General features: G+C 33.3%; 14 protein-coding genes and 1 pseudogene. 12 read left to right on the top strand and 3 right to left on the bottom strand.

Annotation, left to right across the window (positions count from 1 at the left end; translation table 11 throughout):
* A partial coding sequence (locus tag M2326_RS14220; protein WP_264620213.1) for a transposase occupies positions 1-131 on the bottom strand: 131 nt, incomplete at its 3' end.
* Between the two features lie 62 nt (positions 132-193).
* Here M2326_RS14220 and M2326_RS17555 point away from each other — a divergent pair.
* Positions 194-879: pseudogene (locus M2326_RS17555) on the top strand (IS30 family transposase); the annotation flags it as partial.
* Positions 880-1,200: 321 nt separating this feature from the next.
* Here M2326_RS17555 and M2326_RS14210 read toward each other — a convergent pair.
* Complete coding sequence (locus M2326_RS14210; RefSeq protein WP_264620210.1) at positions 1,201-1,782, bottom strand: MiaE family protein; 582 nt, start codon at positions 1,780-1,782, stop codon at positions 1,201-1,203.
* 221 nt (positions 1,783-2,003) lie between these two features.
* Here M2326_RS14210 and M2326_RS14205 point away from each other — a divergent pair, with 221 nt between their 5' ends.
* Positions 2,004-4,292, top strand: a complete 2,289-nt coding sequence (locus M2326_RS14205; protein WP_264620209.1) for a TonB-dependent receptor — start codon at positions 2,004-2,006, stop codon at positions 4,290-4,292.
* 6 nt (positions 4,293-4,298) lie between these two features.
* Positions 4,299-5,153: a DUF4249 domain-containing protein gene (locus tag M2326_RS14200; protein WP_264620208.1), complete on the top strand. Its 855-nt coding sequence runs from the start codon at positions 4,299-4,301 to the stop codon at positions 5,151-5,153.
* Positions 5,154-5,205: 52 nt separating this feature from the next.
* Here the strand turns inward: M2326_RS14200 and M2326_RS14195 are convergent, their stop codons facing one another.
* A complete protein-coding gene (locus M2326_RS14195; RefSeq protein WP_264620207.1) occupies positions 5,206-6,555 on the bottom strand; it encodes a hypothetical protein in 1,350 nt (449 codons plus the stop codon).
* A 152-nt stretch (positions 6,556-6,707) separates the two neighbouring features.
* On the opposite strand from M2326_RS14195, the gene M2326_RS14190 reads away from it, so the two are divergent.
* From M2326_RS14190 to M2326_RS14150, 9 genes are all read left to right on the top strand, one after another.
* On the top strand, positions 6,708-7,469 hold the full coding sequence (locus M2326_RS14190) for an alpha/beta fold hydrolase (RefSeq protein ID WP_264620206.1): 762 nt from the start codon (positions 6,708-6,710) through the stop codon (positions 7,467-7,469).
* Positions 7,470-7,515: 46 nt separating this feature from the next.
* Complete coding sequence (locus M2326_RS14185; RefSeq protein ID WP_264620205.1) at positions 7,516-7,857, top strand: phage holin family protein; 342 nt, start codon at positions 7,516-7,518, stop codon at positions 7,855-7,857.
* Between the two features lie 71 nt (positions 7,858-7,928).
* Positions 7,929-8,309, top strand: a complete 381-nt coding sequence (locus M2326_RS14180) for a hypothetical protein (protein WP_264620204.1) — start codon at positions 7,929-7,931, stop codon at positions 8,307-8,309.
* 175 nt (positions 8,310-8,484) lie between these two features.
* Complete coding sequence (locus tag M2326_RS14175) at positions 8,485-8,835, top strand: heavy-metal-associated domain-containing protein (protein WP_264620203.1); 351 nt, start codon at positions 8,485-8,487, stop codon at positions 8,833-8,835.
* Between the two features lie 86 nt (positions 8,836-8,921).
* A complete protein-coding gene (locus tag M2326_RS14170) occupies positions 8,922-9,611 on the top strand; it encodes a DUF3347 domain-containing protein (protein WP_264620202.1) in 690 nt (229 codons plus the stop codon).
* Between the two features lie 51 nt (positions 9,612-9,662).
* Positions 9,663-10,943 carry an efflux RND transporter permease subunit gene (locus tag M2326_RS14165; RefSeq protein WP_264620201.1) on the top strand — a complete coding sequence of 427 codons (1,281 nt, stop codon included), beginning with the start codon at positions 9,663-9,665 and terminating at the stop codon, positions 10,941-10,943.
* A gap of 7 nt (positions 10,944-10,950) precedes the next feature.
* Positions 10,951-12,888 (top strand): efflux RND transporter permease subunit, encoded by a 1,938-nt coding sequence (locus tag M2326_RS14160; protein ID WP_264620200.1) that lies wholly within the window; start codon positions 10,951-10,953, stop codon positions 12,886-12,888.
* Positions 12,875-14,128, top strand: coding sequence for a TolC family protein (locus M2326_RS14155; RefSeq protein ID WP_264620199.1), 1,254 nt, complete (start codon positions 12,875-12,877; stop codon positions 14,126-14,128). The genes M2326_RS14160 and M2326_RS14155 overlap by 14 nt, the downstream gene beginning before the upstream one ends.
* Complete coding sequence (locus tag M2326_RS14150) at positions 14,128-15,372, top strand: efflux RND transporter periplasmic adaptor subunit (protein WP_264620198.1); 1,245 nt, start codon at positions 14,128-14,130, stop codon at positions 15,370-15,372. The genes M2326_RS14155 and M2326_RS14150 overlap by 1 nt, the downstream gene beginning before the upstream one ends.
* Positions 15,373-15,374 lie beyond the last annotated feature (2 nt).

The following is a 15,374-nucleotide window of genomic DNA, read 5'->3' as shown; positions in this document are numbered from 1 at the left end:
TGCTTCTTCTTCCAACTATACAAACTTCCTGTACTAACACTGTATTTACGACAGGTTTCTACAACGCCTAAATCTTCGCAAGAAGATAAAATTTCCAACTTCTCTTCTAAACTCCATTTCTTGTATTTCATGTCTCAAATGTACTATTTGAAATTTAAAATATCACTCCGAACTTATAAGGGGCTAAAATACAAAAGAGCAAGGACTCAATTGTGTATCTCATGAAAGAATTTATTAATAGATTTGGAAAGATAAAAAACAAGGGGGCGACTTACATCTTTATTTGCGTTCCCAAGCAAAGGTTTATAGAAAAAGAGGTGCGTCAAAAGATAAGCGAGGACTGATAATAGGTCGGGTTGATATTGACCAAAGACCCAAAAGCGTAGAAGACAGAAAGACGATAGGGGATTTAGAAATAGTCTTAATGATTGGAGCTGAGCACAAAGGAGCTTTGTTGATAATCAACGACAGAGCAACAGGAGTTGCTAAAATACGTATATTGAAATCAAAAGAAGCAACAGAAGTAAATCAAGCAATAATAGATGCACTCCAAGATTGGACACCATTTATAAAGACAATTACATCTGACAATGGAAAAGAATTTGCACAACATCAAAAGGTATCTGAAATTTTAGAAATAGATTATTAATTCGCAAAACCATATCATAGTTGGGAAAGAGGTTCAAATGAAAATATGAACGGATTGATAAGACAGTATTTCCCAAAGGGAATGAATTTCGAAAACATAACAGCCAAACAAGTACAAAATGCGGAAGACAAATTAAACAACAGACCTAGGAAAAATTTGGGTATAAAACCCCAAACGAATTTTTTATACATTCATTAAATAATAATGGTCAAGTTGCATTTATGACTTGAATCCGCCTATGAAATTCTAATGTTTATGAAAAAGTATTATTAAAAATAGTAAATGATTATTAAGGAAAGAATTTAGTTTTTATAAATTCCATCATAATTTAAACGAAGAATCATTTTATTCAAAAATTTGTCAATTTATAAATGAGTTAATATAGTATTATTTTCTCAATTAACTTTAAACTATATAGACTAATAGACTTCAGTTAAATGAGGTCTTAGATAAAATAAAAACACTTGTAAACCTTTGTCTGCAAGTGTTTTTATTTATTAATTTTAATTGCTTATTCAGTATTAATAATTAAAATAGATTCGGTATTTTAATTATCCGTGAATAGTCTCGTTTTTGCCGTAATTTACTATAATTGATGTTTCAAATTCAATCCATTGCTTCCAGCGTTTATCTACATCTATATTGTCTGCATATTTTCGAGCAAAACCTAAAAAGGTTTTATAGTGTCCTGCTTCGCTAATCATTAAATCTTTGTAGAATTTAGCCAACTCAGGATCTGTTATGTTTTCAGATAAAACCTTAAAACGTTCACAACTTCTCGCTTCAATCATAGCAGAAAATAATAGCCTCTCACATAAAGCATCATTGCGGCTACCATCTTTTTTCATGAATTTAAAAAGTTCGTTCACATAATGATCTTTGCGTTCACGACCTAAAATTAATCCTTTACTTTTTATTAAGTTATGGACCATTTGTAAGTGTTCTAATTCCTCTCTAGCAATAATCATTAATTCGGTAATCAGTTCTTCTTTTTCTGAATTTTGTGTAATAAGGCTAATTGCATTTGATGCTGCCTTCTGTTCGCACCAAGCATGGTCAGTTAATATTTCTTCAATGTTTGATTCTACTATATTTACCCATCTTGGATCTGTTATTAATTTCAATCCTAACATTTATAAATTTTTAATTTTTATAAAAATAGTGTTTTTTTTTCGAATGTAACTGAGGTTAGAATATCAATTCTAATCCTTTTTTAAAATAATGTTTTGCAGGAGATTAAATACTGGAAATGTTACAATAACTTTAGAAATATGGCTATAAATTTTTTCATCATTATTTTATTAATTTTTTTTAGTGAAAATGCTTATTTTAGCTTTTTCTTAAAAATGAGCTATTGAAAGCATTTGTACTCTCCTTTTTTATATTGTTATGCCTAAAATTAAACGCTCAATCTAAAATTACTTTAGAAGGTTTCGTAAAAGATAAAAATCTACAAGCTATTGTAGGTGCTAAGCTTGTATTTATTTCTAATACAAAGCGCTACACTATTATTACAGGTGATGCAGGTGCATATGCAATTAAGCTTCCAGAGGGTTTATATAATATTGAGATTGCTTCCGTAGGTTTTGTTAGGCAAAATGATAAACGTAACTTTCAAATTAATACAGTACTTAATTATATTTTAGCAAAAGAAAACAGTTCACTAAATGAAGTTGTAATTTTTTCAAATGCAAAAAAAAAGCTTTCTATTTCTTCAGGGAACAGTTTTACCTTCATTCCTGAGAAATTTTCTTCCATTCCATCAATGATGGGTGTTCCAGATATTATTAAATTATTACAGCTCACACCTGGAGTTCAAAATTCTGGAGATGCAAATGGCTATTTGTATGTAAGAGGTAGTGATCCTGGTCATAATTTAATGCTTTATGCAGCAACACCTGTATATGGTATGTCTCATTTGTTAGGTGTTTTTCCCTTCTATAATCCTGATCACGTGCAAGAAGTGCATTTTGATAAATCCAATTCAAATGCAAGGAACGGAGGGAGATTAAGTGCTACTGTTGCAGTCTCTCCTATTAATAAAGTACCTACTAACTTTTCAGTCAAAGGAAGCTTAGGGCTCTTGGCCTCTCAGGCTACTTTTTCAATACCGATAAACCATAAAATGGGTTTATATCTTTCTGGAAGAAAAACCTATGTTGACGAGATCATTGCACCACTATTTGATTCTTCAGATAAAAATAAAAATAGTGATACTAAAGATTTGAAATATAGTTTTGGAGATGGTAATTTAACTTTTATAGCTTCACTTTCTAAAAAACATTTATTTACTGTTGATGCTTTTGTAAGCGGAGATGTTTTACGAATTGCAGATTCAAATTTATCATTGAATGCGGATTTAAAATGGAGTAATAAAACTGTTTCGGCTACTTGGAAATATCAGTTGTCTGAAGAGGCAGTAATGGCTAATTCTGTTTATTTCACACGATATGGAAATAATCTGAGTATGGAGCAAGCAAGTGTACAGCTCAATATTGGTTCCTATGTTAAAGATTTTGGATTTTCTAATTCTGTTAAATATACTGTAAATAATATTCCTTTTGAAACAGGTTTGCAGTATAGTAGATATGAATTGCAGCCTCAAAAGATTGATGTAAGCAATCTAAGTACTAGTACGATTGATCAGCAACCATTAATTATTAAAGCAAATAATGTAGCATTCTATACCGTAGTAAAACCGTGTTTGTCAAATAAGTTGTTTGCAGAATTGGGTTTACGTATTAATTATTATGCTCCTGATCATGGAGGAGCTTATTATTTACGTGCAGAACCGCGACTGCTTTTAAATTATATTCCTCGTGAAAATAGCTCTTTTTTTGCATCCTATACACGTCAAAATCAATACTTGAACCTCGTTACAACTTCTAGTGTTGGTATTCCAACTGATTTTTGGGTGGCTACATCTGATGGTATTCCTGCACAATCTTCCAATGAGTTTTCAGTCGGCTACAATCAAATTGTAAAAAAACAATTTGATTTTTCGATAAGTAACTTTTATCGTATTATGAATAATTTAATTGAGTATCCTTATGGTGTGACACAGTTTAATGAAATTACAACTTTTAAAAATGATTTTTTTGTTGGGAGTGGAGACTCTTATGGTTTAGAGTGGATGCTAAAAAAAAATAACGGTAAATTTAAAGGATGGTTGAGTTATACTTTGAGCTGGGCTAATAGACAGTTTGATCAAATTAATGAAGGGAAACGTTATTTTGCGAAATACGATAGGAGGCACAACTTAGCTATTGTGGGCACTTATGATTTAAATACCAAATGGAATTTTGGAATTACACAAATCTATAGTTCAGGTAATCGTTTTACAACACCCACATCGTGGTATTTTATAAATAATAATCCTGTAAAGGAATATGGTAAGTACAACAATGCACAACTGCCTAATTATATTCGTACAGACGTATCGTTAAATTATTATTTTATAAAAACTAGAGATAAAGAAAGTGCACTTAATTTTTCTGTTTTTAATACATTTAATATAGAAAATCCAATATATACTGTTTTGAATGTTGCGATTGATGAGGACAAACAAAAGATAGAGGTTAATCCCGAAAGAAAAACACTGTACTCCATTCTTCCTTCTATAAGCTGGAGATTTAAATTTTAGATAATTATGAAATACTTTATTTTAGTGATTATAAGTTTGTTGTTTATTAGCTGCAATCAAGATGATTTTGATAAAAGTACACAGTCAGAGTCGAAAATTGTGGTCGAAGGTTGGATTGAGACAGGTGATTATCCGCAAGTGATTTTATCGACAAGTATTCCAATTACCGCTGCGGTAGATTCTACAACGATATTAAACCATGTCATTAGATCTGCGAAAATCACAGTTTCTAACGGTGAAAACGAAGAGATTTTAAGGTTAAAAAGGAATAGTGATCGGATCCCGCCTTTTGTCTATTATGGTAGCGAATTGCTTGGCGAATCGGGTAAGGTATATTCTTTAAAAATCGAATATCTAGATCGAATAATTCAAGCCAAAACTACAATTCCTAAAACTGTTCCTTTAAAAACTGCAACTTATATTAAGGAGAATGTACAAGATACTACAGGTTATGTTTTTATAACATTTGATGATCCAGTATCTGAAAAGAACTATTACCAAGTCACCACAAGAATCGATAAGGAAGAACCCGTTTTTGTACCTGCTTTTTACGGGAACTTAAATGATGATAGTTTTAATTCGAGTTTGGTCTCGATGCAAATCAATAGAGGTATTTTGATTTTTCCTAAAACTAAATTCAAACCTTATTTTACTGATGGAGATCTAATTTATGTGAAATTAAAAACCTTAAATAAAGAAGCTTTTGATTTTTGGAATAGTTGGCAAAATGAAATTGTAAATGGTAGAAACCCTATATATCCATCAAATTCAAGTTTAAAATCAAATATTACAGGTGGTTTAGGATTATGGACAGGTTATGGACAGAGTACAATTATTGTACGTACACCCTTAAAAAAATAAAGCCGAACTGAATAGGTTTTCAGTTCGGCTTTAAGTCAGTTTTTGAAGTTATCTATCTTTCGAAAGCTTTTAAAAAATCCTCGAATTTTTTTTCTAAATCATCAAATCCACTAGAAAAATAAGCACTCATTTCAACCTGTGTATTGTCGTTGAACTTCAAATAAAGGACTTCGTCATATTGTTGAACAAGGGCTCCGGTATTGTTGTTACTATTCCAGCTCCAATATCCGCCATTAGTACTATTGTCTTTAACCCAGACAGAATAATTAATATAGCTATATCCTTTTTCTGAGGACTGAATTACATCGGCAATTTTAGTTCCATCTTTTTTAGAAACCAAAATTAATTTAGTATTTTTATTCTGCGATTTTACCGCAGCAGCAGAGTATGCTCTATTATATTCACTAATCTTAGAATAATAAGTGCTAGTATTGTATGTTGGTTCAATCAAAGTTTTTTCTAACTCTGCCTCGTCATTTGCTAACGCAGCGATGTCTATATCTGCTATAATAACAAAGTTGTCCATTATTTCAACAAGGCCATTTGCAGTTCCTCTGTATGAAACTAATGAACTATCATCTATTAATGCATCAATTTTAGCAGTACTTCCAGCGGTGAATTTTACTAGGTTTTTGTTATTGTATGAAAATGATGATTGTGCAGAATTTGGATCTCCTTTTATACCGCTAATTTCATAAGTGTAGCCATCATTTAGAACCATTTTGAAACTTGATTCTAGAGGAATGTCATTTTCGTTGTTATATTTTCCTTTAGCTGCAAACGTTGCTGCTTTAGCGTTGTCAATGGTTAAAGTTGCATCAACAGATGTAGGTAGGTATATTTCGTCGTAAACTGAAGCTGTTTGCATATACAATTGCGTAGTATAGTTATAGGTCCAGTTTCCAAATGTATCTATAAGATTAACCTTGATATTTGAGGAAATTGCATTTGAAGTTAACGAGGCATTGTTTGCTATTTGAGATGCTTTTGCAGGGAAAATAAATTTTAACTCAGTTGTTGAAGTAGTTTTAATCCATATTTTTTTTGTGTTATTCCAAGTGTAGATACCATAAACTCCTGATACATTTAAGATGTCAGTAATTTCATTGTCATTCTTTCCATTAAAGATATCAACCGAACTGATGTCAAGTAAATGTCCTAAGTTTTGGATAGCTTCAACAGCTCCAGACGTTTTTGATTTGTCCATTTCAGTTAACATAGCATTTGCCTCTGCTTCTAATTTTACTTTTTGCTGTGCAGGGGTTAATGTAGAATAAGGTTGTTTGGTTAAGTTTGCAATTTGATCTGATAGATTTTCAGGAGTTGCATCTGTTCCGGAATTTGTACACGAGGTCGCAAGTTGTGCTACAACAAGTCCTGTTAAAAGGATTTTTTTTATCATAATTTTTTTTAATTTTGGAGCTATTATTTATGTTTTATTTGAGTCAAATAGCCTTACAAAATTAGTTAATAATATTGAGATTGCAATACCTATTTTTAGTGATATAATTGTGAATTCATTTCTTATCTTTGTAATATCGTTAAAATTAAAAAATGTTATATTCAAAAATAGAAGGAGAAGGGAAACCGCTTTTAATCCTTCATGGGTTTCTAGGAATGCTTGATAACTGGAAAACAATCGGAACACAATTCAGTACCGAAAGTTTTGAAGTACACATGCTCGATATGCGTAACCACGGTCGTAGTATGCAATCAGATGATTTTAATTATGAAATCATGGCCAAAGATATTTATGATTATTGTGTGGGGCATAATTTAGAACAAGTAGATGTTATCGGTCACTCTATGGGAGGCAAAACAGCTATGCTTTTTGCTTGTACTTATCCAGAAAAAGTCAATAAGTTAATCGTTGCTGATATAGGTCCGAAATTTTACCCACAGCACCACCAAACTATTTTGGCAGGACTGAATGCTATCGATTTTTCAAAAAAGCCAAGCCGATCAGAGGTTGAAGAAATCATAGGTAACTTTATAACCGATTTTGGTACCCGTCAATTTTTGATGAAGAGCTTGTATTGGATCAAACCAGGGCAATTGGCCTTCCGATTTAACTTGGCTGTTTTTAATCAAAAAGTAAATGAGATTGGCGTAGAACTTCCAGATAATGCTGTTTTCAATAAGCCAACACTTTTTATTCGTGGCGGTAATTCAAAATATATTTTGGATGCTGATATTGATAATATCAATGTTCATTTTCCAGACATGAAACTGGAAACCATTCCAAATGCCGGGCACTGGCTTCATGCCGAAAACCCTAAATTGTTCCATCAATTCGCAAGCGATTTTTTGAAGTGATTTTTAGAACTAAAATAAATTACCTTTGTTATAAATATACATTTTTATGAAATTATTATACAGAATGCTGATCACTGCTATATTGGTAGTTATTTTATCAAATGTGCTAAAAGGTGTCCATGTATCGGGTTTCCTAACGGCAGTAATCGTGGCCTTTGTATTGAGTTTGTTAAATACCTTTATCAAGCCTCTTATTTTACTTTTTACATTGCCAATTACCATCTTTACTTTAGGGTTGTTTTTATTGGTTATTAATGCAATTATTATTTTACTATGCTCAGCCATCGTAGGTGGGTTTCTTGTTGATGGATTTCTACCAGCACTAATGTTTAGTATCTTTTTATCACTGTCTCAATCCATTATGTTTGCAGTGTTAGGGAAGAACTAAATTTGTTTTAACATAATGTTTTCATGTAAAATAACTTTGTTTTATTAAATTTGCCATCATAATAGGTTCAAATGAAAAAAATTCACATATATATAGTAGTACTATTGGGTATCTTCATGATGCCCAATAGTACTATGGCATGTGGAAATAAAAAGGAACCTATTGAACAAAAGGAATGCACAAAAGAGAAAATGAAGTCTCATGATTCAAAAAAAATGGACTGCTGTGCTTCTAATTCGAAGTCAAAAAGTGATAAAAAATCATGTGACGGCAAATGTGGACATTCAAAATGCAGTACAAGTTCTGTACAGACAATAGCTTTCTTGGCTTTTGATGCGACAATTCCTTTTAATTGTTTTGATTTCTCTGTTCAGAAATTAAAAATAGATCAAGCCGTAGGATTTCTTTCTGACGGTTATTCTTCTTTATGGCTTATACCTAAAATAGGCTAAATACACTTTGGATAGCCATAGTTCTATCCTTTTTAAACCATTTTGGTTTACCCTCTTTAATTTTATCGACTTAATGTAAAACTCAAAATAACTATGTCTTATATTTATTTTGTTGCATAAGCTAATTATTTATTCTACTCTATATAGTATTAAAATGAAATCATTTCTAAAAGTAATGATAGCAATAACTCTATTGCTATCAACAACAATCTCATTCGCTCAAATAAAAAACGCAAAAATAGAAACCGTAACAGTTAATGGAAACTGTGGTATGTGTAAAAAAGTAATTGAAAAAGCAGCTAACTCTAATAATCTATCTCATGTGATTTGGGATGTTGAGTCAAAAGTAGCAACCATTACCTATGACGAAACTAAAACCAATCTTGATACTGTTTTGGAAAAAATAGCGCTATCGGGATATGAAAGTAACAAACACCTCGCTTCGGATAAGGCATATAATAAACTACCTGTTTGTTGTCAATATGAACGCAATACAATGGTTGAAGGATCTAAAGTTTCAAAATAAATTAAACAAAAACATACAGTATTGCAGAGAAGTAAGTTTACTTGATCTGTAAATGAAATCACTAAATTAATTTTAAATAAAATATAATGAAAAATATAACAAAAATAATGGTGTTAGCAATTTTAATCACTTTTGCATCTTGTAAAGACAACAAATCAGAAACGACAGATAAAGCAACCACGGAAACAGCAGACAGCCAACAATATTCTTGCGAAATGCATCCTGAAGTACACGGTAAAAAAGGAGAAGAATGTTCTAAATGCGGAATGGCCTTAACGGTGCCTGTAGCCCATGAAGAAGTGATTGAAGAAGTGAAAGAAATGGACGTTACAAAAAGCAAATCGGCATTTTCAATCGATATGATTTTAAATGATTACCTAAAGTTAAAAAATGCTTTAGCTAGCGATGACGCCACATTAGCGACTGCATCAAGTAAAGCTTTAGAAATAACTTTACAAAAAACAACCACTGACAAAATTGAAGCTGATTTATTGACTCAATACAACACCATTGCTGACGCTGCAAAAAAACACACCGCAACAATTACTGAGAATGCTGGTAAAATTGCTGCACAAAGAAATGCATTTGCTTTATTAAGTGCTGACATGCATAACTTTATTAAAATGTTTACTACCGATAAAAAACTGTACCAAGACTATTGCCCAATGTACAATCAAGGGAAAAATGGATACTGGATTAGTGAAATTAAAGACATTAAAAATCCATATTACGGAGCTGAAATGTTGACTTGTGGCGGAATTACAAAAGAATTGTAATACACAGTTTCAACCTTTAAAATGAAAAACATTTTCATTAATTAAACTATTATGGTCGAAAAATTAATATCATTCTCCTTAAAAAATCGGGCAATTGTCTTGATCGTTTCTGGCTGCTTATTTGCTTGGGGAATTTATAGTGTGCAACAAAATCCTATTGATGCCATTCCGGACTTATCTGATAATCAGGTAATTGTTTTTACAGAATGGATGGGGAGAAGCCCGCAGGTAATTGAGGATCAGGTTACCTATCCTTTGGTGTCAAACTTACAAGGAATCCCCAAAATCAAGAATATTCGTGCTTCTTCTATGTTTGGGATGAGTTTTGTTTACATCATTTTTGATGATGATGTAGATCCGTATTGGGCGAGAACGAGAGTTTTAGAACGTCTGAATTTCGCACAAAGACTATTGCCAGAAAATGTAGTTCCCACGCTTGGTCCTGATGGAACAGGCGTAGGCCATATTTTTTGGTATCATCTGGAAACGAATGGGATGGATCTAGGCGAGCAACGAGCATTGCAAGATTGGTATGTGAAATTTGCTTTGCAAACTGTACCAGGTGTTGCTGAGGTCGCTTCTTTTGGAGGTTTTGAGAAACAATACCAATTGGTTTTGGACCCACTTAAAATGCAATACTATAATGTGAGTATGATGGAAGTCATGAAAGCGGTAAAGACAAGCAATAACGATGTTGGTGGTCGAAAATTTGAAATGAGTGATCGCTCGTATGTCGTTAGAGGTTTGGGTTATATAAAAAACATAAAAGATATCGAAGACATTGCTATCAAGAATTACAATTCGGTTCCTGTGAAAGTTAGCGATATTGGTTCGGTGCAAATGGGTGGTGATTTACGATTAGGAGTTTTTGACGCAAATGGCGAAGGTGAGGTTGTTGGCGGAATTGTAGTGATGCGCTACGGCGAAAATGCCGATAAAGTTATAAAAGCAGTTAAAGAAAAAATGAAAGAAGTCCAAAAAGGCTTGCCTGATGGAGTAACTTTTAAAACCTCTTACGATAGAAGCGAATTGATAGAACAAGCGATTGAATCTGTCAAAGGAACCTTAATTGAGGAGATGATTGCCGTTTCGGTTGTGATTTTATTATTTCTTTTTCATTGGCGCAGTGCTTTGATTATTTTGATTCAATTACCCATTTCAGTAGCGATTGGATTTATTTTATTACAAGCTTTCGGAATCTCGTCTAATATTATGTCACTCACCGGGATAGCCCTCGCAATAGGTGTGGTGGTCGATGACGGAATCGTAATGGTCGAAAATGCCTACCGTAGTATTTCGGAAAGACAAGAAGAATTAGATAATAATCAATAGTAGGGCAATGAAAAATTTATTAAAAAAAATATTTAAAAAAGAACAGGACCCTTTGTCTTCTGAAGAAAGAATGAAGCTTATTTCAGATTCTTCAAAGTTAGTTGGTCCAGGGGTTTTCTATTCTACATTAATTGTAATTGCCTCTTTTTTGCCTGTCTTTTTGTTAACAGGAATGGAGGGTAAGTTGTTTAGCCCTTTAGCATGGACCAAGTCCTTTATTCTAATAGTAGATGCATTTTTGGCAATTACCTTAACGCCAGTTTTAATTAGTTATTTGTTAAAAGGAAAATTGCGACCAGAGTCTAAAAATCCCATTAACAAAAAACTAGAGACGCTTTATACCCCTATTTTAATTTTTTGTTTAAAGTGGCGAAAAACTGTTTTAGCTGTCAATGTTGTTGCTCTGCTAATTGGCGGATTGATGTTTACGCAATTGGGATCAGAGTTTATGCCACCTTTAGATGAGGGATCGATTTTATTTATGCCAGTCACTTTGCCAGATGTTTCTAATTCAGAAATCAAACGAATACTACAGGTTCAGGATAAATTGATAAAATCAATTCCAGAGGTGACACATGTTTTAGGAAAAGCCGGAAGAGCCAATACCGCTACAGATAATAGTCCGATTAGTATGATTGAAACTATTGTGTTATTAAAGCCCCATAATGAATGGCGAGCTGGCATTACAAAAAGTGAAATTATTACTGAAATTAATAATAAACTTCAAATTCCGGGTGTGACCAATGGATTTACCCAACCTATTATTAACCGAATCAATATGCTTTCTACTGGTATTAGAACCGATGTGGGAATCAAAGTTTATGGTGCTAATCTGGATACAATTGATGCTTTGTCTCAAAAAATTAAACGAGCATTAGTAGGGACGGAAGGCGTAAAAGATTTGTTTGCAGAACCTATTACAGGCGGAAAGTACATTGATATTTCAGCCAAAAGAGAAGTGATTGGCCGTTATGGTCTTAGTGTTGACGATATTAATACTATAGTCGAAGCGGCGATTGGAGGAATGACTTTGACAACTACAATTGAAGGGCGACAACGTTTTTCAGTCAATGCGCGATATGCTCAAGAATATAGAAGTAGCCTCAACGGATTGAAGAAATTGCAGGTTCAAACAATGGATTTTGGCCCTATTCCGCTAGAAACTGTCGCTGATATTAAAATTTCGGACGGTCCTCCTATGATTAATAGCGAGAATGCTATGCTTAGAGGGAGCGTGCTATTTAATGTAAGGGATCGTGATTTAGGTAGTACCGTAAAAGAAGCGCAAGATAAATTGAATGCAATGATGACCAAAATGCCCAAAGGCTACTATGTAGAATGGAGTGGACAATGGGAAAACCAACTTCGGGCAAATAAAACCTTGAGTTTGATTTTACCGATTGTGATTTGTATCATTTTCTTGATTTTATACTTTACATACAATTCGATGAAAGAAGCAATGATAACCATGATTACTGTTCCGTTTGCATTGATTGGTGGCGTTTTTATGGTCTATTTCTACGGTATAAATTTATCAGTTGCCGTTGCAGTAGGTTTTATTGCTTTATTCGGGATGGCGATAGAAACAGCAATGTTGATGACTATCTATCTTAATGAAGCCATGATGAAAATGGTTGCGAAACACGGGAATACTGCTGAGACTATCAATGAAGATGTTATAAGAGAATATGTTATTGAAGGTTCTGCTAAGCGATTGCGTCCCAAATTAATGACTGTATTTGTGGCTCTTTTTGGATTAATTCCTATTCTATGGTCCACGGGAACAGGTGCAGATGTGATGATTCCTATTACCGTTCCGTTGATTGGTGGTACGATCACTTCCATTATTTATGTATTATTAGTAACGCCAGTTGTTTTTGAAATGTCAAAATTACACGAGCTAAAAACAAAAGGCAAAATAGATCTTATCGATGCAAAACATTAAAAAATATATCCTGATTATTTGTTTGATTTTGTCTTCTGCTTTCGCAAAAGCACAAACGATGTCATTAGAGCAGGTTCTGGAAATAATAAAAACAAACAATCCACAACTGAAAATGTATGATGCCGAAATTCAGAGTATGGATGCCTCCGCAAAAGGTGCTAGAAGTTGGTCTGCTCCACAGCTTAATACGGGTTTGTTCATGACGCCTTATGCTACTAGTATGTGGAAAGCAAACGGCATGAATCCTGGGATGGGTGCCTATATGGTTGGAGTTACACAGATGATCCCGAATGCTTCCAAGCTAAAAGCCGATGCGGATTATGCAAATGCGTTGTCTTCGGTTGAGGTAGAAAATAAAAATTATACCATTAATGAATTGAATGCTTTGGCTAAAACCAATTATTACCAATGGGGAGTTTTAGATAAAAAAATAAAAATCGCCAACGAGAATTTATTGCTTTTAGAATACATGATTAAAAGTATCGAAATACGCTATAAATACAACAGTGATAAACTCGCAACTTATTACAAAGCAAAATCACAATACAGCAGTTTACAAAGCGAAATAGTTACGTTGCAAAATGAGATTGCTCAAAGAAGGTTTCTGCTCAATACATTGATGGCTAGTGATAAAAACACTGTTTTTGAAATTGATTTAGAAGCGGATTTAAAAGATTTTAATGCTGCGGTGATTGATACAATCTCACTTTCTGAGAGTCGTAGCGATATAAAAGCTATTGAAAAAACAAAGGAACTAAACGGACTAAAAATTGCGATCGAAAAGTCAAAAATGAAACCTGAATTTGGAGTGAAATACGATCATATGTTTGCTTTTGGTGACAGGCCACAACAATTTTCTTTGATGGGGATGGTTTCTATTCCGATGCCTTGGTCTACCAAATCTAATAAAGCAACCATCAATAGCATCCAGATAAAAAACGAAAGTTTAGAATGGCAAAAGCAAATGATTTTAAATGAGGCAACCGGAATGCTTTCGGGTTTGCAAAGGGCAATGATCAACTTGCACAAACAATATGATATTAGTGATAAAAGCATCATTCCCGCGTTAAAAAGAAACTATGATACTGCAATTTTAGCTTGGCAAAATAACACAGGAGAGTTATTCGTAGCCTTAGATTCTTGGGAAGCGTTGAATATGGCGCAACTGGATAAGTTAGATAAATTACAAGCTATTTTAAGCACACAAGTCGCAATAGAAAAACAACTAGAAACAAAATAATGAGAAATAAATATTTTAAATATAGTTTGTTGATTGTACTAATTGCGTTGGTTGGTTTTGGCGTGTATTATTTTGTTTCAAACTCAAATGAGCATGGAACTCACAGTCATAACGAAGAAATTTACACCTGCTCAATGCATCCTCAAATTATAAAGCACGAAGCAGGGAAATGTCCTATTTGCGGAATGGATTTAATTCAGAAAGTTACTGAGGATCAACCAATAGATAGCAATGCTATTGCTGCTTTGTTACAGCCTGCTAATGGTTTTGTTGTTGGCGATTTTGAAACAACAACCGTCAAAGATACCGTTATCGCAAGTGCTATAAGTTTACCTGGAACGGTGACTTATAATCCAAATTCAAGTATGAATGTCGCCGCAAGAATTAGTGGGAGAATCGAGAAAATGTATGTGCATCGTAAATTTCAACGGGTTACAAAAGGACAAAAACTATTTGATTTGTACAGTCCTGAGTTGCAAACAGAGCAGCAAAATTTTATTTATTTGATTGCAAATGATGCACAAAACGCTACTATAATTAAGGCAGTAAAACAAAAATTGTTGCTTTACGGAATGAGTACTAGTCAAGTAAATGCTTTGGCTACAGCCAAAAAATTAAATCCAGTAGTTTCAATTTATAGTCCTGCAAACGGAATTGTAGATGGTACTGAAAATAGTGATTCGCAAAATCAAACCCGTCAACAAACCAGCGCTACGGAAGTGTTGCGTTTAAAAGAAGGCGATTATGTAACTAAGGGTGCTGTAGTGTTTAAATTAGTAAATACTGATAAAGTTTGGGCTGTTTTTAATGTTATCCAAGGTTACAATAGTCTTGTAAAGATTAATCAGGCGATTCAGATTAAATCAGAATTAGATGCTAATGAATTGGTAAATGCCAAAGTGAATTTTGTGGAAACACAATTAGATCCAAAAGAAAAAACGAACCGAATTAGAGTGTATCTCGATAATGAAAAACTAAAATATCCTATTGGTTTGCGTCTTGAAGGATCAATGGAGACCAACCCCCAAAAAGGGTTGTGGTTGCAAAAAGAATCATTGGTTAGTTTAGGGAATAAAAAAGTAGTTTTTGTAAAAAAAGGCGAAGGTTTTCAGGCTACTAAAATAAAGACAGGATTAGAGATAAATGGTTTTGTACAAGTGCTAGACGGAGTTGTAGTAGGAGATCGCTTAGCGCAAAATGCACAGTATTTAATTGATAGCGGAAGCTTTATAAAAACGAAATAACG

Origin of the sequence: Flavobacterium psychraerolatum (assembly GCF_025960985.1) — a bacterium.
In the GTDB taxonomy this organism is placed as follows: Bacteria; Bacteroidota; Bacteroidia; order Flavobacteriales; family Flavobacteriaceae; genus Flavobacterium.
The sequence above is the reverse complement of the archived record's forward strand: the minus strand, read 5'-3'. Positions and strand labels throughout refer to the sequence as shown.